A 24,767-nucleotide genomic window follows, 5' to 3' on the forward strand; every position below is an offset into this window, starting at 1 on the left:
TGCGATCTGAAAGATTGGTTGCGGAGAATGGATTTGAACCACTGACCTTTGGGTTATGAGCCCAACGAGCTACCGGACTGCTCTACTCCGCGACACGCTAATAAAGGAAAAATGGCTGGGGTGCAAGGATTCGAACCTCGGAATGCCAGGACCAAAACCTGGTGCCTTACCGCTTGGCGACACCCCAACAACATATAACAAAATAAAGAAAGCATTATACAAAAGCTTTTTAAAAAAGTCAAGCTAAAACGCTATAATCCCATCATGGAAAATGGATTTAACCCCTTGATTTATAAACGCTATCTGAAAAAGAAAGAAACCTTTTTGCTGTTTAAAAGAATCGGCCAAATGTCTGCGTTTAAAAATTTAAAGCTCCAGCTCAAGCGAAGAGAGGTGATCAATCGTTATGTCGCTGGAATTTTAGGGGATTTAAAGCATGGGTTTAGATACGCCAAAATTGAACACCAAATCCTAAAAATCTATTTCACGCACCCGAGTTTCTTGAAAGCTTTTGAAACAGAAAAAGACCATTACACCAACAACCTAAAAACCCGTTTCAAAGAAACGCAAAAAACCCTAAAAGCCTTGAATTACCCTTTTGATTTTAAAATAATCCAAGCGAGCGTGAAAAAAAGGGCTTATGAAAAACCGGTTGCAAAAAAAGAAAAACCCCCTAAAAAACCGGTTAGCGTGGATGTCAATTGCGAAGGTTTGAGCGATTTCACTAAAAAGCAATTTTTAAAGCTCAAACGCGCTTGTAACGATAATACGCCGCGCACGCCCCCTCAGAGCTGACCATGCAACTGCCGATTGGGTTTTGTGGGGTGCAAGTTTTGGCAAATAGCGGGCAGTCTAGGGGTTTAGCGATGCCTTTTAAAATCTCCCCGCACTTGCATGCCTTGTTTTCTTTAGAGGTTTTGTGGCTTAAGTGTTCTTTAAAGACTTTTTCAGCGTCATAAGAGGCGAATGCTTCTTTGAGTTTGAGAGCGGAATGTTTGATATTCCCTAAGCCTCTCCATTCAAAATTTTCCCTAACTTCCATGCATGCATTGACTAACTCTTGCGCTTTTGTATTCCCTTCATAGCTCACCGCTCGTTTGTATTGGATTTCTAGCTTGGCTTCTTTGTTTAAGGCTTGTTTAAGAAGCATCAGCACGCTTTCTAATATATCCACCGGCTCAAAACCGCTCACGATAATGGGGAGTTTAAAGCGATCCACTAAAGGGGCGTAGATTTGAGCGCCGTTCATCACGCTCACATGGCTAGGGGCTAAAAGAGCGTTGATCTGGCATGCTGGATCTTTTAAAATCGCGCTCACGCTTGGAGGCACTAAAATGTGGTTGATGTGGAAAAAAAGATTTTTTAATTTTTCTTTTTTGGCGTTCAGTAAAACGCTCGCTGTCATGGGCGTTGTGGTTTCAAAACCGATCGCAATATAAATGACTTTTTTATGCGGGTTTTCTTTAGCGATCTCTAAAGCTTGCATGGGCGAATACAAAAAGCGCGCATCTAGCCCCTTTTCTCTGGCTTGTATCAAGCTCCCATAGCTCCCTGGGACTTTCATCATATCCCCTAAACTTAAGATGATGCTATCTTTAATCATAGCGAGTTCATAAGCTTCATCAAGGCGCACTCTTGGCATCACGCATACCGGACACCCTGGCCCATGCACAAACTCTAAATTGTTAGGCATCAAATCTAAAAGCCCGTATTTCATGAGAGAATGCGTATGCCCTCCGCACACTTCCATGATGACTAATTTTTTTGTGAGTTTGGAAGCGAGTTTTTTGATTGCATTAGAGAGCACTAAAAGGGTTTGCTTGTCCCTAAAGGGCGAAATGAGGTGATCAACGCTCATTGTTATTATTCATGCGTTTCGTTCATTTTGGCGATCATTTCTTGATAAAGCTCAATGGATTCTAGGGCTTCTTTTTCATCAATCTTACTCATCACATAGCCGATGTGGAGCAACACATAATCGCCCACTTTAACGGACTCGCCCATTAAATCCAAGCTCGCCTCTCTTTGAACGCCCAAAGTCTCCAAAAGCGCCACATTATCGTTAATGGCTATGACTTTAGAGGGGATCGCTAAACACATTAAAACGAATGCGTGGATTGGTAATTTTCACGCTTTTTTTCTAAAAGGAAATTTTTAAAATCTTCCAAACTTTTAGGGTCTTTAGAGCTCATTAAAAAAATAGGCGCTTCAGGCTTTAATTTTTGCATGTCTTCTTTGACTTGAGAAACCCTGAAATTAAACACTTCAATCATGTCCGCTTTACTGATAATGACCGCATCCGCGCACATAAACATCGTAGGATATTTTAGCACCTTATCATCGCCCTCTGGAACGGAGAGTAAAACGATATTCATCGCCGCCCCTAGATTATAGCTTGAAGGGCAAACCAGATTCCCCACGTTTTCAATGATTAAAAAATCGCTTTTTTCTAACGCTCCCTCATCTTTTAATAAATCAAACGCCCCCTCAATCATGCTCGCTTCCAAATGGCACGCTTCACCGGTGGTGATCTGATGCGCGCTCACGCCTTTTTTACGCAATCTGTCCGCATCTCTGTTGGTTTGCAAATCGCCCTCTACCACGCAAAACTTGAAGTCTTTAAAATCCGCTAGATTTTCTAGCATCGTGGTTTTACCGCTACCGGGAGAACTCATGAAATTCAACACATACAGCCCTTCTTTTAAATAGCGTTCTTTCATTTCAGCGGCTTTAATGTCGTTCTTGCTCAAAATCTTTTCCACGATTTTGACATCTTTTTTACTCAAATTAGGGTTATTTTGTAAAGATTCTTTTCGTTGTTCGCTCATGTTTTTCCTTTCTTTTAAAATTTTCGTATCGTAGCGCGCTTAATTAAACGGCTATGATTTAACGACTTCTTTTATCTTCTTGGCTCATCTTTTTAGATCAAAAACATGCTTTACCCTAACCCCTTATCGTCGCTGTCGTTTTTATCTTTTAACACTAATTTAATGATCCTCCATATGATGATTAATAAAATGATGGTTAAAAGCAAATACCAAACATTGATAAAAACGGCTTTCATCATTTGATTTTCCTTATTTTTTACTCAAAGACAATCTGATAACGCTATTTTCTAAAGCGTCCAAACGATGCGAAACTTGGGCTTCCAGGCTGATTAACGCTCCCTTTGGCATTTCTATTTTTTTATCTCCCACTTCAAAAACGATTTTACCCTCTAAAACCTGCACGCTGATAGCTCCCGGGGCCTTGTGTTTGTCTATGATCGCTCCTTTGGGCATGCAAATGCGCATTTCCTTATTGGAAGAATTTTCACTCAACGCTTCAATGTGGAGCTTTTCAAAATGAACGCCCTCTAAAAAATGAACCATTTTCATCAAAAACTCCTAGTGTGATATTTTCTTAATTTAGAACTTAATTTAAGAAAGCTAATTTTTTACCCAAAAATTTCTTATAGATTTCTTAAACAATTCTTTATTCTGTTTTTTCCAAAACCTTTTTGGTTTGTAAAGCGATTTCTAGCTCTTCATCAGTAGGGATTCGTAAAATTTGGACTTTAGTATCAGGCTGGCTTAAATTCACCAACCCACTGCCCGGATTGTCGTTCGTGGGCTTGTGTAAAGCGATCCCTAAATTTTCTAAGCCTTCACACACGCTCTCTCTTAAAGCCGAATAATTTTCCCCTAATCCCCATGTAAAGAGGATCGCATCTACTTTTTTTAAGACTACTTAAGACTACCATGTAAGCCCCAATATACTTTTTAATGCGATAAGCGCACATTTCAAAAGCGAGCTTGGCTTCTTTATCGCCTTTTTCTTTCCTGACTTCTATGTTTCTCATTATCCCCACAAATGCCTTTCAAACCGCTTTCATAATTTAAAATCTTCATCACTTCTTCTAAGCTCTTATTTGCGCATTGTGCGATGTATTCCACCACAGTGGGGTCAATATCCCCACACCTTGTACCCATAATCAAGCCCTCTAGTGGGGTTAGCCCCATAGAAGTGTCCACGCTTTTACCCTTTTGAATGGCTGCTGCACTTGAGCCGTTCCCTAAATGCAAACTGATAGCGTTAAATTCCTCATAAGCGATATTCAAAAATTTCGCCGCTTCTTTAGCCACATAATGGTGTGAAGTCCCATGGAAACCATAACGGCGGATTTGATACTTTTCATACAATTCATAAGGCAACGCATACATGTAAGCGTAACTGGGCATAGTGGCATGGAATGCGGTGTCAAAAACAGCGATTTGAGGGATATGGGGGTGCGCTTTTTGGACAAATTCAATACCGGCCAAATTCGCCGGGTTGTGCAAGGGGGCTAAAATAGAAAGATTGCCAATTTCTCGCATGACTTTTTCATCCACTAAAACCGGGGCATGGAATTTATCCCCCCTTGAACCACACGATGCCCTATAGCGTCAATTTGATTGAAATCTTTGATGATCCCCATTTTCGTTAAATTCTCACGAATCATTAAAAGCCCGCTCGCATGATCTTTAATCACAAGCTTTTCTTTTAATTCTTGATCGTTATGGTGCAAATGCGATTTGATTTTCAACTGCCCTATTTCTTCGCCGATTTTTTCGGCTAAACCGCTCGCTAAGGGCTTGTTTTCTTTCATGTCAAACAACTTAAACTTAATAGACGAACTGCCCAGATTCAACACTAAAATTTCCATCATTTCTCCTAATCAATTAATCTTGCGCTTGAATGGCGCTAATCAAAGCGGTGTTGATAATATCTTACACTAAAGCGCCCCTACTCAAATCGTTAATGGGCTTGTTCAAGCCTTGTAAGATAGGCCCTATCGCCACGGCTTTAGCGCTTCGTTGCACCGCTTTATAAGCGATATTCCCAGCGTTTAAATCCGGGAAAATAAAAACGCTAGCTTGCCCGGCCACTTGGCTGTTAGGCCTTTTTTTCTTGGCTACGCCTTTATCTATGGAAGCGTCAAATTGCAAAGGACCATCAATTTCTAATTGGGGATCTAATTTTTGTGCGATTGTTAGGGCTTCTTTGATTTTGTCTATCATTTCGCCTTGAGCGGAATTTCCTGTCGCATAAGAAAGCAAGGCCACTTTAGGCACGATATTGAATTGCTTGGCGCTCTGCGCGGAAGTGGTAGCAATCTCGGCTAATTCTTTAGGGCTAGGGTTAGGGATAATCGTGCAATCCCCAAAAACGAACACTTGAGTGTCCAAACACATTAAAAACACGCTTGAAACCAGGCTCACGCCGGGCTTAGTCTTAATGATTTGTAAAGCGGGTCTAATGGTCTCAGCTGTGATTGACCCCAGAAACCATGGCATGCGCGTATCCTAAATGCACGAGCATGGTCGCAAAATAAGTTTTATCCAACGCTAATCGCTCAGCTTCTTGCTGATTCAAGCCCTTTGATTTTCGCAATTCATACAAATGATTAGCGAATTCTTCCCTATAATGCGAAGTGTTGGGATCAATGATTTCTATATTTTCTAAATTCAAGTTTAAGTTTTTCGCTTGGGAATTAATGGCCTCTTTATCGCCTAATAAGATCAATCCTACCGCACCCATAGCGTTCAAACGATGCACGGCTTTTAAAATCCTTTCATCTTCGCTCTCGGGTAAAACGACTTTTTTAATCTGCCTTTTAGCCTTTTTTCCAAACCCATTTGAAAGGCTAAAGGGGTAATAATCTCGCTTTTTGTTTGCAACACGCTTTCCATCACGCTCGCTTCTAATGTGCATTGTTGCTTGCAAAGAGACGCGCTTAAAAAATGTGGTTTTTCAAGCATCTCACCCGCAAATAGCCCTAAAGCGAAAGGGGCTTCTTTTTTGAGAATATGAGAATGCATGGCTTTCAAATATTCCAAACTCGTTTGCGCGACAGCCACCATAGGAGCGTTTAAATGCTTGGCTAAAATGGTGTTTAAATCTAACAGAGCGTTTAAGAAAAACTTCGGCGCATACCCCAAATTAATGACAAAATCATGCGTGGATTGTAATTCATCATAGCGTTTGAGAATCGTTTCAAATAGTAACTCTTCTTGAGCGGTGCTCACAAGCTCTAAAGCCTTTTGTTTGTCTATGGCGCTATGGATCTCTAAAGAGCTTAGACCCTCGCACCCCCCCAAGCCCTCGCACTCCCCACTAATGGGCGAAAATAAGGCGATTTTTTGATAGCGCGGTTTTAGCGCTTTTAAAAGACTCTTACAAGCAACCCCTAAAACTTCGGTATCCTCTGGGTAAATCCATAAACTTTGCATGCCAATCTCCCTAAAATCATCGTTTTTATTCAATTGTAGCAAAATTTAATTAAACCTAAACGAAACCATAGTTTTGTAAAAAGGCTTTTAGCATTTTTTAGATTTGATCATTCATCTTAAGGAACTCTTTTTGCTTGACTCCTACCATGTAAAATAAAAGAGTTGTTTTAAAGGATAGTCATGCCATCTCCTGTTAATCCCATTCACACCAACACAAACGCTTTAAATGGCGGGGCGAAAAACGAAGTTAAAGACGCCAAAAACGCCCCTAAAAGCGCATCAAAGGATTTCAGCAAGATCTTAAACCAAAAGATCTCTAAAGACAAAACCGCCCCTAAAGAATTATCAAGCTCTAGCACTTTAAAAACCACGCCTAAAGACGCTAAAGCGCTTGAAAAAACCCCTACCCTACCCCACCAACACGCTCAAAATCTCGCCAAAAACCAACAAGCCCCTACCCTAAAAGATTGGCTCAACCACCCAAAAACCCACCCAACAGCCCCACATGAGGCCCAACATGAAACCCATGAAGCTAATGAAACTAACCCCAAAACCCCTAACGAAACTTTAAACAAGAATGAAAAAAAGCCTAACGAAGTTGCTTCTAACGCTCATCAAACAAACTTGCCTAATAAAAACCCTATAACCCCTAACCACGCTAACAACACTAATAAAACCCCCACCACCCCTACCCATAGCGCCAAAGATCCAAAAACCCTTAAAGACATCCAAACGCTCAGCCAAAAACATGACCTAAACGCCAGCAACATTCAAGCGGCCACGACCCTAGAAAATAAAAACCCCTTAAATGCGAGCGATCAGCTCGCTTTGAAAACAACGCAAACGCCCACTAACCACACCCTTGCAAAGAACGACTCTAAAAACACCGCTAACCTTTCTAGCGTTTTGCAATCTTTAGAAAAAAAAGAACCGCCAAATAAAGAACACGCAAACCCCCATAATGAAAAAAAAATGCCCCCTTTAAAGGAAGCTTTAGAAATGAACGCCATTAAGAGGGATAAAACGCTTTCTAAAAAAAAGCCAGAAAAAACCCCCATTCACGCTAAAACCCAGACCACAGCCCAAGCCACAACGCCAGAAAATGCCCTTAAAATCCCTCTTAAAACGCCCCCTTTAATGCCTTTAATAGGAGCTAACCCCCCTAACGATAATATTCCAACGCCATTAGAAAAAGAAGAAAAAACTAAAGAAATAAGCGACAATAAAGAAAAAGCTAAAGAAACTAGTAGCAGCGCTCAAAGCGCGCAAAACACCCAAGCTAGCGATAAGACAAGCGACAATAAAAGCATCGCCCCTAAAGAAACGATCAAGCATTTCACCCAACAATTAAAACAAGAAATCCAAGAATACAAACCCCCCATGAGCAAGATCTCTATGGATTTATTCCCTAAGGAATTGGGCAAGGTTGAAGTAACCATTCAAAAAGTGGGTAAAAACCTTAAAGTGAGCGTGATTTCTCACAATAACAGCTTGCAAACCTTTTTGGACAACCAACAAGATCTTAAAAACAGCTTGAACGCTTTAGGCTTTGAAGGGGTGGATTTGAGCTTTTCGCAAGATTTTTCTAAAGAGCAACAAGCCCCCAAAGATCAACCAAAAGAGCCATTTAAAGAACAGGAATTAACCCCCTTAAAAGAAAACGCCCTAAAAAGCTACCAAGAGAACACAGACCATGAAAACCAAGAAACGAGCATGCAAATCACTCTTTATGCGTGATTTTAAGCGAGTTTGCTCTATAATTAAGACATCTTTAATAAGGAAGAGATCATGGCCATTGATTTAGCAGAAGTTACAGGAGCTAAAGCCGCGCAAGAAAGGAAAAAAGAACAGCCCACCATCGCTAACGGGTTGGATAAAAACGCTTTCATGAAACTCTTTTTAGAGCAATTGAAAAATCAAGACCCCACCGCTCCTATGGAAACGGATAAAATCATCACCCAAACCGCGCAACTCACGCAAGTGGAAATGCAAGAAGAAAACAAAAAAACCATGCAAGAAGTCGCTAGCGCGATGAAATCCAATAAAGAAACTAACGAATCTTTAAAAGACTTTCAAGGCACTTTAAAAGACACCATGGAAAACCTGAACAAGGGCATGGACGATAGCTTAAAGGCTAATAACGCTTTAAGGGAAGTAACAGCACTCAATTCTGTGAGCATGATAGGCAAAATCGCTGAAACCGATGTGAGCGGGGCGAATTTTGACGGCAACAACAAGCTTTCTTTTTCGCTCTTTTTTGATGAAAAAATTGACGCTTCTAAAGGAGTGCCAGCGATTCAAATCTTAAATGAAAATAATGAATTAGTCAAAACGATTTCCTTAAAAGATTATAATGGGCAAAAAGGGTATATCAATTTTGAATGGGACGGCACAAACGAAAAGGGCGAAAAAGTCCCTAAAGGCAATTACAAAATCAAGGCTGAATACAATTTAGACTCTCAAAGCAAGCAGTATTTACAAACGCGCATTGGTAGGGGCGAAGTGGAGAGCGTGATTTTTGATAAAGGCAAGCCCATGCTGAGAATGGGCGAAATGATTTTACCCATAGACAGCGCAATAGAGTTTTACAAACCGGATCAGAAACCGATTGATCAAAAACTCTCTGATCAAAAAGCCCTTGAACAGAAAATCTCTGAGCAAAAACCGCTTGATCAAAAACTCTCGGATCAAAAACTCTCTGAACAAAAACCGCAAGAACCGCTTGATCAAAAATTCTCGGATCAGAAGCCTCAAAAACTCTCTGATCAAAAACCCCAAACTCCCCCTAAAGAGACAGCATGAACGACACCTTATTAAACGCTTATAGCGGGATCAAGACCCACCAGTTTGGTATTGACAGCCTTTCCAATAATATCGCCAATGTCAATACTTTAGGCTATCGCTCCAATGATCCGGAGTTTAAGACCTTGTTTTCTTCGCATTTAGACGCTTTGAACGCCAAATCCGTTGTGGCTAACGACCGAAATTACGGCGTTACAGGCTCAGGCAATGTCCTTTCTAATAAGGACGGCGAATACATGCCAAGTGAGGGGGAATTCCACATGGCGTATCAAGGGAAGGGCTGGTTTGTGATAGGGCCCAATAAAAATGGGGAAATGACCATTAATAAAGACGGCTTTAGCAAAAAACAGGATAATTTTCTCACGCGTGCCGGCAATTTCGCACGAGACGCCGATGGCTATTTAGTAACCCCTGAGGGCTATTATGTCTATGGTATTGATTTGAAAAAGATCAAAGACGGCACGCTCAATTCCACCGCTAGAGATGAAGACATTGAAAAATTGCATGGCAACACCCTTTCGCCCTTACAAATCCCCCAGGATTTGACTTACCAGCCCGTGCTTAGCACGAAAGTGAATATCAGCGTGAATCTAAACCCTAAAGATCATTTAAAAGGCGTGCAAGATTTTTTCTTAAACGATAAGGGCGAAATCATTAAAGAGCGTTTTTTAAACCAGGACATTAACGCTTTAGCGAATAACGATAACGAGCCAATAGACGCGATCACGAATCGCAAATTGAATGTGAGTATCCAAAAAGAAGATGGCAAAAAAGAGGATTTTGTTTTCACTTATGGGGACGCTGAAAAAGGCGAAAACCAATTCAAAACTTTAGGCGATTTGCAAAAACTCCTTAAAGAAAAAACCGGGCTAGACTTAAACCTCATCAAAAGCGAAAAAGACGCCAAAAGCCCCCCCCTTTTATTAGAGATCGCTAATCCTAGCCAAACGCCTATCACCTTTAGCTTGAGCGGGGGCATTGCGGATAAATTGGGCTTGAAAGCGGACGGAATGGAACTGAAAAAGGGCATTAGCAGGGATTCAGTAGCGATCAAAATCCCTTATTACAGCACAGAAGTGGATATTTATGATAAAGCCGGGGATAAATACTTGCTCCAAAGCGAATATTACATGACCAATTCCAACGATCCCACATCAAGCCCCACGAGTAAAAGGAAAAACCAAACTTGGGAAGTGAAAAGCTACATCGTAGATCCCAAAAACAAAACCCCTATCAATGATCCCACTTGGGAAATTGTCGGCTTTGATTCAGCCACGCATAAAATGAAATCCGCTCCCATGACTTTGGATTTTAAAGGCAATAAGCTCACCTATTCTTTAGATAAAAGCGAAAACCATGATTCTAGCGATTTGTCTTATCAAGACTCTAAACTCTTAGAAGCGAGTCAAGACGGCAAGCCTAGGGGCATTTTTAGAGACATGCGCATTGAAGAAAATGGCGTGATTTCTCTAGCCTTTAGTAACGGGGTGGTAGAGCCGGTCGCTCGCATCGGTATTTTAGCTTTCACTAACGATCAAGGCTTAAGGAAAATCGGCGGTAATCTCTATGAAATGCAAGAAGGCACCATTAATGGCGAAAACAGACCCCTAAGCGGTAACCCCATTTTAGGGTGGGACGAAGAGGGCAAGCTCAAGTTTGGGAAAATCAGGCATAAATATTTAGAAACGAGCAACGTGAATGCCGGGAACGCCCTAACCAATCTCATTTTAATGCAAAGAGGCTATTCCATGAACGCTAGGGCCTTTGGCGCGGGCGATGACATGATTAAAGAAGCCATTAGCTTGAAAAAATAAAAGGCTGAAATAAGGAGTATGGTAAAATATCCTTTTTAATAAGGATATTTAATGATACCCACACAGCTTAATGAAATTGCAGAATTTTTAAAAACAAACCCTTATCATTTGTCGCAACCCTTACAGGATGGGCGATTGAATTCATCGGTCAATGAAGAAGAAATTTTAAATACTATTAAGGATTATTTTCCTATCCAACTGCCAAAAGCTAGAGAGTGGTGGGATTTTAGTTTTGAAGAAAACGATATTTTTTATCCTGTTAATATTAAAACCACCACCACAAAAACCGCTGACAATCTTAATTGCAAATTAGGGATTTACTATGCATTATGCGGCTTATTACCGGAATTTAATAACGAAATCGCATGGTAAAATACTTCCAAAAACTTCACAAAGACTTAGGCACAAACACCGATAGGGATTATTATTTTTTGATTATCAACAAAAACGATCCTAAAGATATTTTTATCAATTCCTTAAAAGGCATTCAAACTCTTCAGCCAAATGGCAATAACTTGCCCTTCCAATGCAAGTGGGACAACAACAGAGAAATCGTTCAAAGAAACTTTATTGAAAGTAAAAACTTCATCTTAAGCGCTTTAGCCAAAAGCGTTAAGTTACGAGCTAATATTTATTTAACATTCAAAGAAGTTTTTGGAGAATTTTTTGAATAATTTAGATATTAAAACTTTAGGGCAGGTTTTCACCCCTAAAAATATAGTGGATTTCATGCTCACTCTAAAGCACAATCATGGGAGTGTTTTAGAACCGAGTGCGGGCGATGGGAGTTTTTTAAAGCGCTTAAAAAAGGCTGTAGGGATTGAAATCGATCCTAAAATCTGCCCTAAAAATGCCCTTTGCATGGACTTTTTTGACTACCCTTTAGAAAATCAATTTGACACCATTATCGGTAACCCGCCCTATGTCAAGCACAAGGATATTGCGCCAAGCACGAAAGAAAAACTCCATTACAGCCTTTTTGATGAAAGGAGTAATCTCTACTTGTTCTTCATAGAAAAAGCGATCAAGCATTTAAAGCCTAAAGGCGAATTGATTTTCATCACCCCAAGGGATTTTTTAAAATCCACTTCTAGCGTGAAATTAAACGAATGGATTCACAAAGAAGGCACGATAACGCATTTTTTTGAATTAGGCGATCAAAAGATTTTCCCAAACGCCATGCCCAATTGCGTGATTTTTCGTTTTTGTAAGGGTGATTTCAGTAGAATCACCAACGATGGTTTGCAATTTGTGTGCAAAAAAGGCATTTTGTATTTCCTCAACCAATCTTACACGCAAAAATTAAGCGAGATTTTTAAGGTTAAAGTGGGGGCAGTGAGCGGGTGCGATAAGATTTTTAAAAATGAAAAATACGGGAATTTAGAATTTGTCACCTCAATCACGAAAAGAACCAATGTTTTAGAAAAAATGGTTTTTGTCAATAAACCTAATGATTATTTACTCCAGCATAAAGATAGCTTGATGCAAAGAAAGATTAAAAAATTCAATGAAGATAATTGGTTTGAGTGGGGGAGAATGCATCACATATCCCCTAAAAAACGCATTTATGTCAATACTAAAACGTGCCAAAAAAACCCCTTTTTTATCCACCAATGCCCAAATTATGACGGCTCTATTTTAGCGCTATTCCCTTATAACCAAAACTTAGATTTACAAAACCTCTGCGATAAACTCAACGCTATCAACTGGCAAGAATTGGGCTTTGTGTGCGATGGGCGTTTTTTGTTTTCGCAACGCTCTTTAGAAAACGCTCTTTTGCCTAAAGACTTTTTAAACTAGGATAAAACTTGTTAGAAACCTTACAATTAAACCCTGAGCAACTAAAAGCGGCCAAGGCTTTGAAAGGGTATAATTTAGTGATTGCGAGCGCTGGCACAGGGAAGACTTCTACGATTGTGGGGCGCATTTTATACTTGCTTGATAACGGCATCAAGCCTGAAGAAATCTTGCTTTTGACTTTCACCAATAAAGCGAGTAATGAAATGATCGCCAGGGTGGCTAAATATTTTAAATTAAGCTCCAAAATTGAAGCGGGCACTTTCCATGCGGTGGCGTATCGCTATTTAAAAGAGCATTACCCTAATTTAAGCCTGAAGCAACCTAAGGAATTGAGAAAACTTTTAGAAAGCATTGTGGACACTAAAAACGCGCTAACAGATGACGATAAAAAGCCCTACACTTCGCAGCATTTATACGCCCTCTATTCGCTTTACACTAACGCTCTAAAACAAGAAGATTTTAGCGCATGGCTTTCTAGTAAAAACCCTGAACACACGCCATACGCCGCCTTTTATGAAAACATTTTAGAAGAGTTTGAAAACACTAAAAAAAAGCATGATTATATTGACTATAACGACTTACTGCTGCTCTTTAAAAAAGCGATGCTAGAAAGACCTAGCCCTTATAAAGAAGTGCTTTGTGATGAATTTCAAGACACTAACCCCTTACAAGAATCCATTTTAGACGCTATCAACCCTCCTAGTTTGTTTTGCGTGGGCGATTACGATCAGAGCATTTACGCTTTTAACGGGGCGGATATTTCTATCATTTCTAATTTCACTCAAAAATACAAAAACGCCCGAGTTTTCACGCTCACCAAAAACTACCGCTCTTCTAAAGAGATTTTAGATCTCGCCAATCAAGTGATACAGCATAACGAGCGCATTTACCCTAAAAATTTAGAAGTGGTGAAATCAGGGAAATTCAATAAACCCACGCTTTTAAATTACAACGACAATATTGTGCAATGCCAAGACATCGCTAAACGCATTGTGATGCGAAAAAATTTTAAAGAAGTGGCAGTGATTTTTAGGAATAACGCCAGCGCGGATCAATTAGAAGCCGCCTTAAGATCCCACAACGTGCCAAGCAAAAGAAAAGGGAGCGCGAGTTTTTTTGAATCCAAAGAAGTGGCGTTAGCGTTAGATATTTGCGCGCTCATCTTTAACCCTAAAGACATTATGGCAGCGATTCACATTTTAAGCTATATCAGCGATATTGGCTCTAACACCGCTAAAGACATTCATGAAGCCTTAATGCTTTTAGGCAATGGCGATCTCAAATCAGCCTTAATTCAGCCTAATCAAGAAGCCAAAATTTACACCAAGAAAAAAGAAATCACCTCTATGGGGCTTTTTGAAGAAATTTTTGCTTTAGAAAACAGCTCAAGGTTTAACAGCGTGATAGATAAGGCGTTTTATTCGCACCCGGTGTTGATGCACCCTAAAATCTCGCTCAATGGGGCTAAAATGCTCAGCGATTTTTTCACTCTTTATACCAAAGCCCCTACCCATTCCCCTAGCGCTTTAATCAAGCACATTATAGAAAGCGCGTTTTTTCAAACCTTTAAAACACGCCTTTTAAAAGAGCGATCCAAAAATAAGGACGGCTCTTACAACGAGTTTAAAAAACTCCAAGCGCAAAAACGCTTCAATGAAAAAATGGACTTGCTGAGTTCTTTGGCGAAAAATTACCAAAATTTAGGGCGTTTTTTAAACGGCACTTTAATAGGCTCTAGTGAAGCCACGCAAGGCTGTGGCGTGAATCTATTGAGCGTGCATGCTTCTAAAGGCTTAGAGTTTAAAGACGTTTATATTATAGATTTAATGGAGGGCCGTTTCCCTAACCACAAGCTCATGAATACCGGTGGGGGCATTGAAGAAGAGCGGCGGCTTTTTTATGTCGCTATCACTAGGGCTAAAGAAAATTTATGGCTTTCTTATGCGAAAAACGAATTGAGGGAAAACGCCAAACCCAAAGAGCATAAGCCTTCGGTGTTTTTGTATGAAGCGGGGCTTTTGAAGCTTGATTCAAAATAAAATTGGTTTTTGTATTGTTTGTTTAAGCAGAAAATGATATGATCATAGCGATAGTTAAGCCCCTAAGAGCTAGGAACTCTTAAGAGCCTGTTTTTAATAAAGTGGCAGTGTCAAGATAACCACTAAAACTATCGCTATAAAAATAATTTTCCAAAAACGAATTTCATGGTAGTGCCTCCTAACGGAGTGCCACCCACTACAATCTCCCAACCCATTAGATCAGAAACAACTAATTGCTCCAAATTCGCTTAACACTAGAATTACTGCCATGTCATATCATTGGAGTATTATAGTATTATAATGGGATTTTTATGAGATGTAAGAAAAATACAAAAAACGCTAGCAACCATAGATTTAACTCTAGCTTGCACTAGAGCCAAAATTTTAGTATAATGGTGTCGCTAGGACCATTAAAACTATGATCACTAATAGTAATTTCATAGTTGGTTATCTCCTTTCGGGGTAACCACCCACTATCACCCCAAACCCTAACATGCTCCAAATTTTCACAACAAAAGAGATAACTTAAAATGACTATTTGCGTTGGCGTGATTTTACATTAAAAAGCCTAGAAAGATGTTGAAAGTGTGTTTTTTATGATCAATAATCAAAGAGATTAACGCTAGTCAAAAAAAAGAAAACGCTAGCAACCATAGATTTTAGACTCTAGCTTGCGCTAGAGCCAAAATTTTAGTATAATGGTGTCGCTAGGACCATTAAAACTATGATCACTAATAGTAATTTCATAGTTGGTTATCTCCTTTCGGGGTAACCACCCACTATCACCCCAAACCCTAACATGCTCCAAATTTTCACAACAAAAGAGATAACTTAAAATGACTATTTGCGTTGGCGTGATTTTACATTAAAAAGCCTAGAAATGCCAAAAAGCGTTTTTAAAAACCCCCAAAAATTTAAGGCTAATCCCCCTAAGATCCCGTTTTTTTTTTTTTTTGTAAAAAGCGCTCCAATTGTTGTAACTTTATTTCCTTTATAAGGGGTCTTTAAGGGGGTTTTTAAGGTTAGTTTAATTTTCATTATGTGAAAATATCACAATTACATTTGACAATTTGTATTACTAAACATTATTTACAAGCTCTGATGTAACTAAATCCCAAATTTAAACTCAATCAAGGAGCATCCCATTGATAAGGAAAATTATGATAAAGAAAAATAGAACGCTGTTTCTTAGTCTAGCCCTTTGCGCTAGCATAAGTTATGCCGAAGACGATGGAGGGTTTTTCACCGTCGGTTATCAGCTCGGGCAAGTCATGCAAGATGTCCAAAACCCAGGCGGCGCTAAGGCCGACGAACTCGCCAGAGAGCTTAACGCTGATGTAACGAACAACATTTTAAACAACAACACCGGAGGCAATGTCGCAGGGGCGTTGAGTAACGCTTTCTCCCAATACCTTTATTCGCTTTTAGGGGCGTATCCCACGAAACTCAATAGTAACGATGTGTCTGCGAACGCTCTTTTAAGTGGTGCGGTAGGCAGTGGGACTTGCGCGGCTGCAGGGACGGCTAATAGCAGCTCTCTTGATAACAGTCAAAGCGCTTGTACCGCTGCGGGCTATTACTGGCTCCCCAGCTTGACTGACAAGATTTTAAGCACGATCGGCAGCCAGACCAACTACGGCACGAACACCAATTTCCCCAACATGCAACAACAGCTCACCTACTTGAACGCGGGGAATGTGTTTTTTAATGCGATGAATAAGGCTTTAGTAGCTAATAATGGAACTGCTACTAGTGGCACTAGCGGTGCGACTGGTTCAGATGGTCAAACTTACTCCACGCAAGCTATCCAATACCTTCAAAACCAACAAAATATCTTAAATAACGCAGCGAACTTGCTCAAGCAAGATGAATTGCTCTTAGAAGCTTTCAACTCTGCCGTAGCCGCTAACATTGGGAATAAGGAATTCAATTCAGCCGCTTTTACAGGTTTGGTGCAAGGCATTATTGATCAATCTCAATTGGTTTATAACGAGCTCACTAAAAACACCATTAGCGGGAGCGCGGTTAATAATGCTGGGATAAACCCCAACCAAGCTAACGCTGTGAATGTGCGCGCTAGTCAGCTCCCTAACGCTCTTTATAACGCGCAAGTAACTTTGGATAAAATCAACGCGCTCAACAATCAGGTCAGAAGCATGCCCTACTTGCCTCAATTCAGAGCCGGTAACAGCCGTGCGACGAATATCATGAACGGGTTTTACACCAAAATAGGCTACAAGCAATTCTTTGGGAAGAAAAGGAATATCGGTTTGCGTTATTATGGTTTCTTTTCTTATAACGGGGCGAGCGTGGGCTTTAGATCCACTCAAAACAGCGTAGGGTTATACACTTATGGGGTGGGAACTGATGTGTTGTATAACATCTTTAGCCGCTCCTATCAAAACCGCTCTGTGGATATGGGCTTTTTTAGCGGTATCCAATTAGCCGGCGAAACCGTCCAATCCACGCTCAGAGATGACCCCAACGTGAAATTGCATGGGAAAATCAATAACACGCACTTCCAGTTCCTCTTTGACTTTGGGATGAGGATGAACTTCGGTAAGTTGGACGGGAAATCCAACCGCCACAACCAGCACACGGTGGAATTTGGCGTGGTGGTGCCTACGATTTATAACACTTATTACAAATCAGCAGGGACTACCGTGAAGTATTTCCGTCCTTATAGCGTTTATTGGTCTTATGGGTATTCATTCTAAGAAAGGGGGGAAGAGACAAACATGAAACAAAATTTAAAGCCATTCAAAATGATTAAGGAAAATTTAATGACACAATCTCAAAAAGTAAGATTCTTAGCCCCTTTAAGCCTAGCGTTAAGCTTGAGCTTCAATCCAGTGGGCGCTGAAGAAGATGGGGGCTTTATGACCTTTGGGTATGAATTAGGTCAGGTGGTCCAACAAGTGAAAAACCCGGGCAAAATCAAAGCCGAAGAATTAGCCGGCTTGTTAAACTCTAATACGACAAACAACACCAATATCAATATTGCAGGCACAGGAGGCAATGTCGCTGGGACTTTGGGCAACCTCTTTATGAACCAATTAGACAATTTGATTGATTTGTATCCCACTTTGAACACTAGCAATATCCATCAATGTGGCGCTACTAATAATGGTAGTAGTAGTGCGACCGCAGCCGCTACTACTAGCAATAGCCCTTGTTTCCAAGGTAACCTGGCTCTTTATAAAGAAATGGTTGGCTCTATCAAAGCTTTGAGTCAAAACATCAGCAAGAATATCTTTCAAGGCAACAACAACACCACGAGCGCTAATCTCTCCAACCAGCTCAGTGAGCTTAACACCGCTAGCGTTTATTTGACTTACATGAACTCGTTCTTAAACGCCAATAACCAAGCGGGTGGGATTTTTCAAAACAACACTGATCAAGCTTATGGGAATGGGGTTACCGCTCAACAAATCGCTTATATCCTAAAGCAAGCTTCAATCACTATGGGGCCAAGCGGTGATAGTGGGGCTGCCGCAGCGTTTTTGGACGCCGCTTTAGCGCAACATGTTTTCAACTCCGCTAACGCCGGGAATGATTTGAGCGCTAAGGAATTCACTAGCTTGGTGCAAAACATCGTCAATAATTCTCAAAACGCTTTAACGCTAGCCAACAACGCTAACATCAGCAATTCAACAGGCTATCAAGTGAGCTATGGCGGGAATATTGATCAAGCGCGCTCTACCCAACTGTTAAACAACACCACAAACACTTTGGCTAAAGTTAGCGCTTTGAATAACGAGCTTAAAGCTAACCCATGGCTTGGGAATTTCGCTGCCGGTAACAGCTCTCAAGTGAATGCGTTTAACGGGTTTATCACTAAAATCGGTTATAAGCAATTCTTTGGAGAAAACAAGAATGTGGGCTTACGCTACTACGGCTTCTTCAGTTATAACGGCGCGGGCGTGGGTAATGGCCCCACTTACAATCAAGTCAATTTGCTCACTTATGGGGTGGGGACTGATGTGCTTTACAATGTGTTTAGCCGCTCTTTTGGTAGCCGAAGTCTTAATGCGGGCTTCTTTGGGGGGATCCAACTCGCAGGGGACACTTATATCAGCACGCTAAGAAACAGCCCTCAGCTTGCGAACAGGCCTACAGCGACGAAATTCCAATTCTTGTTTGATGTGGGCTTACGCATGAACTTTGGTATCTTGAAAAAAGACTTGAAAAGCCATAACCAACATTCTATAGAAATCGGTGTGCAAATCCCCACGATTTACAACACTTATTATAAAGCTGGCGGCGCTGAAGTGAAATACTTCCGCCCTTATAGCGTGTATTGGGTCTATGGCTACGCCTTCTAAAAAAGCTCAAGGCCTTTTATAGGCTTTGATTGAACCCTTTAACCCCCACTTCAAGAACAACATAAATATTTATCAAATAATCAAATAGTGGGATTACCCCCTAAAAACGCTTAAAAAATTTGTTTGCACAAGCTCTTTTTATGTTTATTTTAAAATACGCCTTGGAGTGTTTTTAACTTGCTGCGATTAGGCTTTGATTTAACCCTTTAACCCCCACTTCAAGAACAACATAAATATTTATCAAATAATCAAATAGTAGTGGGATTAACCCCCCTAATAACGCTTTATTAAAAGCTACCACTCACAAAAAGCTTAACGCTCAAGGCTTATTGAGATTTTAAAACGCTTGATTAAAAAACTTTTAAAAGCTTTAGCGCTTCAAAACTCTTTTATATTTAAAACCACCCAAGCAGAAATCCCAATCGTCTTTAGCGGTTTGGCACTTCACAACGCTTGATTAAAAACTTTTAAAAGCTTTAGCGCTTCAAAATTTTTATACTTAGAAAAACAACCCAAACCCTTATCAAATGATCTAATAAGGATTAACCCCCTAAGAACGCTTTAATGGTGAAAGCAATCAAACGCTAAAGGCGTTTAGGGTTTCTGTGGTTTAAAACTTTGTTTTATCGTTTTAAATTTTATGGTAAAACCCATTTTTTAAGGGGATAAGGGGCATTTTGAAACCCCCCACAACCCCCCAAAAAACTAAATCCCCCTAATCTCTAGGAAACGCTTTTAAAAAACGAGCTGTGCAAAATCTTTTATACTTAGATTAAATGCCTTGGAGTGTTTTTAACTTGCTGCGGTTTGATTGAAAATCAAAACTTCAGCGTGAGGTTGGTCATCATGTAACTTCTGTCTTGGTAATTGGCACTAAAATCGCCATCAGGGTTATTGAACTTGGGCGCTCCAAAATACCCTGCTTGATACCCTTTATTGATCCTAGCCCCATAATAAGTGATCCTAAAGTTAAGGAGAACCGATTCAGTGAACGCATAGCTCGCATTGAATTGCAAAGAATATTCATTAGCCCTCCCCACTTGCCCTAGTGCATTTTTATTTGCATGAGAGACGCGCCCAAAAACATGCCATGCAAAACGCTTATGGATCCCTCCAACAGAAGTGTAAAAAGTGAAAGTGTTAGCGTTAGTGATTGCATCAGCCAGCCCATCATAAGCCGTATTATCCCAAAAATCATAGCCAATCATTCCGGCATGCCTAGTCGTTACGGAGATTTCATTACTGATATAGGAAGTGTTATTACCCCTTGGCATCGTGTGAGAGCCTAAAAAAGCGTCTGAATTGCCAAAGGTGTTATAAAAGCCAATGGACCAGTTGAAATTATCCCACCAAAAAACCTGGCGGATATTTAAAGTAACGCCATTCCTCCCTAACAACGAGCCATGAGGCGTGCTGTCTTCTAAACTATAAGTGTTTGTCTCTGGGTTATACCACCCCCTATAGTATAAAGGAAAGGTTGTCATTATCATGCTTTGAGAGCGAAAGCCCACATTTTCAAAATTCCTATTCGTGTCATAGACTAGTTTAAAACCGGGAGCGTTATAAGTCTTAGGCGCAAAATAATAAAAAAATTGAGCGTCTAATCCTTTATAAGAATAAGTCGTGGTGATCCCATGCCAGCCGTAATTGATGAAATCGTTGCTGTTACTGGGATTGCCTCCCTTTTTCAAATAAGGCACTGTCGCAAAAAACTCATAAATCCAAGAGTTGAACGCCAAACCTCTCCCAAAAGAACTCCACCACCAAAACCTTAATTTTTGCGTCTCAGTCTTATAGGGCTGATAATACACTTCCCACCCCTGATTCGAACCGCTCATAAAATCAATATTCGCTTCATAGCGCCCCGCCTTAAACCCAAAAACATCTTTGTAATCGTATCGTAAAAAAGCGGTATCCACCACATAAGGCCTTGCATGATAGCTCGCCGATTGGGAAGTCCCCGCATAAGCAGGGCCAAGATACTTATTAAAAAAGTATCCATGATAGCCCCCAATGAAATTCTCCACAATTGAGCCAAAAACCTTCCCGTTAGCTTGGTTAATATAATACTTAGTCTTATCATAAGGAATGGCTGCAATCGCCCCACCCAAAGAAACAGAGAGCCTGTGGTTTTCAGTGCCTTTAGGGAGTAAATTGACTTTGACTTGCGCTAAAGTTACAATATCTATAAAACTTTCAGTAGGATAAATCCCTTTTTTAGTATTGATTTGAGAATTGTTAAAACCAATTTTAGAAAAGCTCTCCACACGACCACTAAACCGATAATCAAAAGCTTCTACAGGACACAATAAAAACGATAAAAGCGATAAAGAAGAAGTCAGAAAATACTTTTCTTGCCTCATTAAACTCTCCCTAATTTTAATTGTATGATCTTTTTTGTTGAGATTATAATTATAATCAAAAAAAAAAAAAAACAGCATAAAGTTAAAATATTGATTAAAACCCACAACCTTATTTTACAAAAAATAACCCTTTATTGTAAATTGGTTTAAAATTAAAGGATTAAAATCATATATTTGTTACTTCTAAAGAATGTTTTATTTTTGATTGGACTCATTACGCATGAAATCCTCGCTTCTTTTAGCCCTCCTTTTTTGTTTTTGTGCGGGCGTTTTTATTTCTTCACTTCTTTAATCGCTTCAAAGAAAATAGCCCCCACGCGCTCAAATTTTAAAACTTATAGGAAATTTCAAATCTAGCGTTAAAGCCAGGCTCTGCCATGCCCCTTGCGTATTTGTCTTGATTGGGTTCATCAGGGCTCATCACCGGGCTTGCTTGATCAATATATTGTTGGTTAAAAACATTGTTAAACACCGCATTCAGGCTCAACCCTTTGAGTTTTTTATAAGTGGGCTTGTAAGTGATAAAGAAACTGCTCACCCCATAGCCGGGCTTATGCACATGAAAAATCCCGGGGGTTTTAGGGCAATTGCTAGGCCGTCTGTCAATATCCGTAGGGCCGTTACGATAAGGGCTATAAGAGCAATAACTCAAATCCGTAACAAAGCGTGAAAGCCAAGTGATGCTAAGACCGGTGCGTGGGATCGTATAGCTTGCCGTTAAAATAAACACATTGCCGGTTGTGGCCGCCAATTCATACACATCAGCGATCAAACGCCCCTTTAAAGAAGGCCATGATCGCGCCACGCTCAAGCCTAAAGAAAAGCCCTTGTATTTAGCTGTCCCTGAAACTTCATAACCAGGCACATAAATAATATCTTGTGCGGGCAAGTTGGTGACAAAAAGCGTTGAAGAAAATTGATTGATGTAATTAGAAATCAATTGGACAAAACCAGCAGCTCTAAAATCAAAATACTGACTGCTGTATTCGGTGTTAAATTCCGCATTCTGCCCAATTTCTGGCTTTAAATTGCGGTTGTAGCGCAAATTATCTTGACGCATCCACACCAAGCCTCCAGGCATAGGGCCTCTGGTTACATACGCGTAAGAAAGCCTGAAATTCAAATTTTCTAAAGGCGAGACGTTTAAAGCCGCGCTAGGGCTAAACCCTTGGGTTATGTGCAATTGCCAGTCTTTATCCACTAAAGTATAGACATCGTAACGAGTCCCTGCCCCTAAAGTTACCATAGGATGCAAGGTGTAATTCGCTTGCGCATACACCCCAACCACATTCGCCGTAGCGCCATTTCGTTGGCAGCGCCCGTTCATGTTAGGATCATTAGGTCCTGTAACTCTTAAGCATGCGTCAGGGGCATCGCCGGGCTTGACTAATTCGCTATTAGGGATCGCTTTATCAAAAGTGGTTAAATTCTGGTAATTCAACCCGTATTCCAAAAGATTGTCATTCTTGTGGTCTATGGTGTGGATCACGTTCGCATTAAACCCAGAATTGATGATGAATAAATTTTTATTAGCGACCACAGAACCCCCTCCAAGGCTTTTAAAAGTGATGGAGCAAGTTTGTTTAGTAGCGTCATAAATGCCCCCTTGCGCCACGCATTGATTTTCTTCACCGAGTTTTGGGTTTGGGGTGAAAGGAATGATAGCCGCTATATCGTTAGGCCTAAAAAGCGGGTCAATTTGGACATTCCTAATACTCGTATAGCCATTGATTTTTAATTTAGGATCGCCAAAACGACTCCCCCCTTCTCTTTCATAATTCAAGCTCACGTTATGCACTAAATTGACGCTATAAGTTTTAAACAAACTGGCGTCATTTTCAAACAAACAATCGCTAGGGTTTTTCTCGTTAGGGAAAGCGTTAAAATCACCGCAAGAATAGGGTAAAAAAGTGCCTGTAAAATTCGCTCTTAAAGGGCGGTTAGCGTTATCTCTGGTCATGTTATAACTGAGCGTTAAGATATCCCTTTCGCTCAAATAACCATTGATCTTAGCCATCACATTGTTTTGCTCGCTAGGGCTTGCTGTAACTTTATTCTCCGCTTTAGGGTCAAAAAGATTTTTCATCGCATTATCCCCATCACGATAATAAAAATATTTTGGTGCGTGTAATACAAAAGCGCATCAAAATGATGGTTACGATAAGCGCCCATAATGGTTTCCCTGTCCCCAAAATTGGTTAAAAAAGTTGCAGCCCCACTTATGGCATAGTCTTTACCTTTAGGGATAAAATCGCCAGCACTCCTAGTCTCCATTTTGATCGCGCCAATCAAAGCCATAGGCCCCGCGCTCGCTTGAGCCGCCCCTTTAGTAACCACCACGCTTTTGAGCATTCCAGGATCAATAATCGTATTGCCTTGATGCCCATAGCTTGCACCCATTTGCGCCGCGCCATCCACCGTAACCCGAGCCAATCTGTCTTCAATACCGCGCACATAAATTTTTTGCGCTATCACCGCGCCTCCGCCCACATTGATATTGGGGTTTCTTCTAAACATGTCGCTGATTTGGTTGGCTTGCCTTCTTTCTAATTCTTTACTTGAAATGGTTGTCTGGTTGTTGTAATTAAAGATTTTAGCCGCTTGAGTGGTAACTTTGCCTAGAGTGTGTTGGGCGTTCTTATCTTTTTTCTTTCTGTCTTTTTTTCTTCTTTTTCTTCTTCTTTAGCCTCCAATTCAAACATTCCTAATAAGGACAAAAAAATAGAAAAACTACAATACTTTCTAAAACGCTTGTCATTCATTCTTAAAATCCTAAATATTATAATAATTTCTCTTAAAAAACAAAGGTGTTATTATAATCAAAAAAATATTACAATCGCCTTAAAAGAGCTAGCCATTTTTGATAAACAAATGATAAACTTTTAGAAAAATCCCACAAAAACCCCTTTCAAAACGCGCAGAATGCGAAAGGTCTTTTCTACCTCACCCTCACTTTTTTATCTTTATAAAGCTTGAATATTTTAGAGCTAGCGCTTTCAAACAAACCCCTTTCATCGCTCACAATGACATCAGCGAGATTGGAAGCGATCTCTTTATCATAAGCGCATTGGGTGAGGTTGGCTGAGGTGCTATAGAGCGTTTTAAAACGCTTTAAAAAATCCCCATGCCTGCCTTTAACCACACGAACGGCCTTGGAATTAGGGTAAATAAAAGTGGTTTTAGCGCTTCTTCTAATGAGGTTTTTAAAAGCGTTGGGCGCGCGCACTAGGCTCTTTAAAGTGGTAAAATCAGCGCTTTCTATTAAAACGCTTTGGTTTTTAGGGCGGCCTTTTAAGGCGTTGAGTTTTTCGCTGTCTTTAGAGAGTAGCCCGATAGTGGTATCGCTTTGAGCCAGATACACTAACGCCATCAA

Annotated in this window: 17 protein-coding genes, 2 tRNA genes and 5 pseudogenes; 10 read left to right on the top strand and 14 right to left on the bottom strand. The window is 40.4% G+C overall.

Features of this window, described 5'->3' with window-relative positions; all coding sequences use genetic code 11:
- Positions 1–15 precede the first annotated feature (15 nt).
- Together D2C72_03715 and D2C72_03720 are read right to left on the bottom strand one after the other, a co-directional pair.
- Positions 16–92 (bottom strand) — tRNA-Met (locus D2C72_03715).
- A gap of 20 nt (positions 93–112) precedes the next feature.
- Positions 113–187, bottom strand: a tRNA-Gln gene (locus tag D2C72_03720).
- Between D2C72_03720 and D2C72_03725 the strand changes: the two are divergent.
- Positions 143–795 (top strand): annotated as a pseudogene (locus D2C72_03725) (hypothetical protein). The gene D2C72_03720 and the pseudogene D2C72_03725 sit on opposite strands and share 45 nt — an antisense overlap.
- On the opposite strand, the gene hypD reads toward D2C72_03725, so the two are convergent.
- The 8 genes and pseudogenes from hypD to D2C72_03765 all read right to left on the bottom strand — a co-directional run bounded on the left by hypD (position 746) and on the right by D2C72_03765 (position 6,293).
- Positions 746–1,858, bottom strand: a complete 1,113-nt coding sequence (gene hypD / locus D2C72_03730) for a hydrogenase formation protein HypD (protein ID QEF43479.1) — start codon at positions 1,856–1,858, stop codon at positions 746–748. The pseudogene D2C72_03725 and the gene hypD sit on opposite strands and share 50 nt — an antisense overlap.
- Positions 1,859–1,863: 5 nt before the next feature.
- The gene (gene hypC / locus D2C72_03735; protein QEF43480.1) at positions 1,864–2,100 is read right to left on the bottom strand and encodes a HypC/HybG/HupF family hydrogenase formation chaperone; all 237 of its coding nucleotides are present in this window, start codon (positions 2,098–2,100) and stop codon (positions 1,864–1,866) included.
- Positions 2,100–2,828: a hydrogenase/urease nickel incorporation protein HypB gene (locus D2C72_03740; GenBank protein ID QEF43481.1), complete on the bottom strand. Its 729-nt coding sequence runs from the start codon at positions 2,826–2,828 to the stop codon at positions 2,100–2,102. The genes hypC and D2C72_03740 overlap by 1 nt, the downstream gene beginning before the upstream one ends.
- Positions 2,829–2,938: 110 nt before the next feature.
- Positions 2,939–3,067 (bottom strand): hypothetical protein, encoded by a 129-nt coding sequence (locus D2C72_03745; protein QEF43482.1) that lies wholly within the window; start codon positions 3,065–3,067, stop codon positions 2,939–2,941.
- A 10-nt stretch (positions 3,068–3,077) separates the two neighbouring features.
- Positions 3,078–3,377, bottom strand: a complete 300-nt coding sequence (locus tag D2C72_03750; protein ID QEF43483.1) for a cupin domain-containing protein — start codon at positions 3,375–3,377, stop codon at positions 3,078–3,080.
- Between the two features lie 97 nt (positions 3,378–3,474).
- Positions 3,475–4,684: pseudogene (locus D2C72_03755) on the bottom strand (acetate kinase).
- A gap of 64 nt (positions 4,685–4,748) precedes the next feature.
- Positions 4,749–5,315 carry a phosphate acetyltransferase gene (locus D2C72_03760; protein QEF43484.1) on the bottom strand — a complete coding sequence of 189 codons (567 nt, stop codon included), beginning with the start codon at positions 5,313–5,315 and terminating at the stop codon, positions 4,749–4,751.
- Positions 5,284–6,293, bottom strand: a pseudogene (locus D2C72_03765) (phosphate acetyltransferase). Before D2C72_03765 ends, D2C72_03760 begins: the two are co-directional and overlap by 32 nt.
- Before the next feature lie 138 nt (positions 6,294–6,431).
- On the opposite strand from D2C72_03765, the gene D2C72_03770 reads away from it, so the two are divergent.
- From D2C72_03770 to D2C72_03795, 6 genes and pseudogenes are all read left to right on the top strand, one after another.
- Entirely contained in the window at positions 6,432–7,988 is a 1,557-nt protein-coding gene (locus tag D2C72_03770; protein ID QEF43485.1) for a flagellar hook-length control protein FliK, read from the top strand.
- A 51-nt stretch (positions 7,989–8,039) separates the two neighbouring features.
- A complete protein-coding gene (gene flgD / locus D2C72_03775; GenBank protein ID QEF43486.1) occupies positions 8,040–9,053 on the top strand; it encodes a flagellar hook assembly protein FlgD in 1,014 nt (337 codons plus the stop codon).
- The gene (locus tag D2C72_03780; protein QEF43487.1) at positions 9,050–10,867 is read left to right on the top strand and encodes a flagellar hook protein FlgE; all 1,818 of its coding nucleotides are present in this window, start codon (positions 9,050–9,052) and stop codon (positions 10,865–10,867) included. Before flgD ends, D2C72_03780 begins: the two co-directional genes overlap by 4 nt.
- Before the next feature lie 51 nt (positions 10,868–10,918).
- Positions 10,919–11,541: pseudogene (locus D2C72_03785) on the top strand (restriction endonuclease).
- Complete coding sequence (locus D2C72_03790) at positions 11,534–12,667, top strand: class I SAM-dependent methyltransferase (GenBank protein ID QEF44183.1); 1,134 nt, start codon at positions 11,534–11,536, stop codon at positions 12,665–12,667. The pseudogene D2C72_03785 and the gene D2C72_03790 overlap by 8 nt, the downstream one beginning before the upstream one ends.
- Positions 12,668–12,675: 8 nt before the next feature.
- Entirely contained in the window at positions 12,676–14,706 is a 2,031-nt protein-coding gene (locus tag D2C72_03795; protein QEF43488.1) for an ATP-dependent helicase, read from the top strand.
- Between the two features lie 840 nt (positions 14,707–15,546).
- Here D2C72_03795 and D2C72_03800 read toward each other — a convergent pair.
- Positions 15,547–15,744 carry a hypothetical protein gene (locus D2C72_03800; GenBank protein QEF43489.1) on the bottom strand — a complete coding sequence of 66 codons (198 nt, stop codon included), beginning with the start codon at positions 15,742–15,744 and terminating at the stop codon, positions 15,547–15,549.
- 122 nt (positions 15,745–15,866) lie between these two features.
- Between D2C72_03800 and D2C72_03805 the strand changes: the two genes are divergently transcribed.
- A complete protein-coding gene (locus tag D2C72_03805; protein QEF43490.1) occupies positions 15,867–17,423 on the top strand; it encodes an outer membrane protein in 1,557 nt (518 codons plus the stop codon).
- Between the two features lie 21 nt (positions 17,424–17,444).
- Positions 17,445–19,031, top strand: a complete 1,587-nt coding sequence (locus tag D2C72_03810) for an outer membrane protein (protein QEF43491.1) — start codon at positions 17,445–17,447, stop codon at positions 19,029–19,031.
- A gap of 818 nt (positions 19,032–19,849) precedes the next feature.
- Here D2C72_03810 and hofG read toward each other — a convergent pair.
- Positions 19,850–21,394, bottom strand: coding sequence for an outer membrane beta-barrel protein HofG (gene hofG, locus D2C72_03815; GenBank protein QEF44184.1), 1,545 nt, complete (start codon positions 21,392–21,394; stop codon positions 19,850–19,852).
- 174 nt (positions 21,395–21,568) lie between these two features.
- Between hofG and D2C72_03820 the strand changes: the two genes are divergently transcribed.
- The gene (locus D2C72_03820) at positions 21,569–21,751 is read left to right on the top strand and encodes a hypothetical protein (GenBank protein QEF43492.1); all 183 of its coding nucleotides are present in this window, start codon (positions 21,569–21,571) and stop codon (positions 21,749–21,751) included.
- Positions 21,752–23,462: 1,711 nt separating this feature from the next.
- Here D2C72_03820 and D2C72_03825 read toward each other — a convergent pair.
- Both D2C72_03825 and D2C72_03830 read right to left on the bottom strand, forming a co-directional pair.
- A pseudogene (locus D2C72_03825) lies at positions 23,463–24,156 on the bottom strand (TonB-dependent receptor plug domain protein).
- 176 nt (positions 24,157–24,332) lie between these two features.
- Positions 24,333–24,764, bottom strand: coding sequence for a Sua5 YciO YrdC YwlC family protein (locus D2C72_03830; GenBank protein QEF43493.1), 432 nt, complete (start codon positions 24,762–24,764; stop codon positions 24,333–24,335).
- Positions 24,765–24,767: the final 3 nt, after the last annotated feature.

It is taken from the genome of Helicobacter pylori (genome assembly GCA_008032955.1).
In the GTDB taxonomy this organism is placed as follows: Bacteria; Campylobacterota; Campylobacteria; order Campylobacterales; family Helicobacteraceae; genus Helicobacter; species Helicobacter pylori_DC.

Bases quoted from the DNA above. Each gene is read 5' to 3' on its own strand.
- D2C72_03740 (QEF43481.1), bottom strand. From the start codon at position 2,828: ATGAGCGAACAACGAAAAGAATCTTTACAAAATAACCCTAATTTGAGT.
- D2C72_03830 (QEF43493.1), bottom strand. From the start codon at position 24,764: ATGGCGTTAGTGTATCTGGCTCAAAGCGATACCACTATCGGGCTACTC.
- D2C72_03745 (QEF43482.1), bottom strand. From the start codon at position 3,067: ATGATGAAAGCCGTTTTTATCAATGTTTGGTATTTGCTTTTAACCATC.
- D2C72_03805 (QEF43490.1), top strand. From the start codon at position 15,867: ATGATAAAGAAAAATAGAACGCTGTTTCTTAGTCTAGCCCTTTGCGCT.
- D2C72_03750 (QEF43483.1), bottom strand. From the start codon at position 3,377: ATGAAAATGGTTCATTTTTTAGAGGGCGTTCATTTTGAAAAGCTCCAC.
- hypC (QEF43480.1), bottom strand. From the start codon at position 2,100: ATGTGTTTAGCGATCCCCTCTAAAGTCATAGCCATTAACGATAATGTG.
- hypD (QEF43479.1), bottom strand. From the start codon at position 1,858: ATGAGCGTTGATCACCTCATTTCGCCCTTTAGGGACAAGCAAACCCTT.
- D2C72_03780 (QEF43487.1), top strand. From the start codon at position 9,050: ATGAACGACACCTTATTAAACGCTTATAGCGGGATCAAGACCCACCAG.
- hofG (QEF44184.1), bottom strand. From the start codon at position 21,394: ATGAGGCAAGAAAAGTATTTTCTGACTTCTTCTTTATCGCTTTTATCG.
- flgD (QEF43486.1), top strand. From the start codon at position 8,040: ATGGCCATTGATTTAGCAGAAGTTACAGGAGCTAAAGCCGCGCAAGAA.
- D2C72_03810 (QEF43491.1), top strand. From the start codon at position 17,445: ATGAAACAAAATTTAAAGCCATTCAAAATGATTAAGGAAAATTTAATG.
- D2C72_03800 (QEF43489.1), bottom strand. From the start codon at position 15,744: ATGAAAATTAAACTAACCTTAAAAACCCCCTTAAAGACCCCTTATAAA.
- D2C72_03770 (QEF43485.1), top strand. From the start codon at position 6,432: ATGCCATCTCCTGTTAATCCCATTCACACCAACACAAACGCTTTAAAT.
- D2C72_03760 (QEF43484.1), bottom strand. From the start codon at position 5,315: ATGCCATGGTTTCTGGGGTCAATCACAGCTGAGACCATTAGACCCGCT.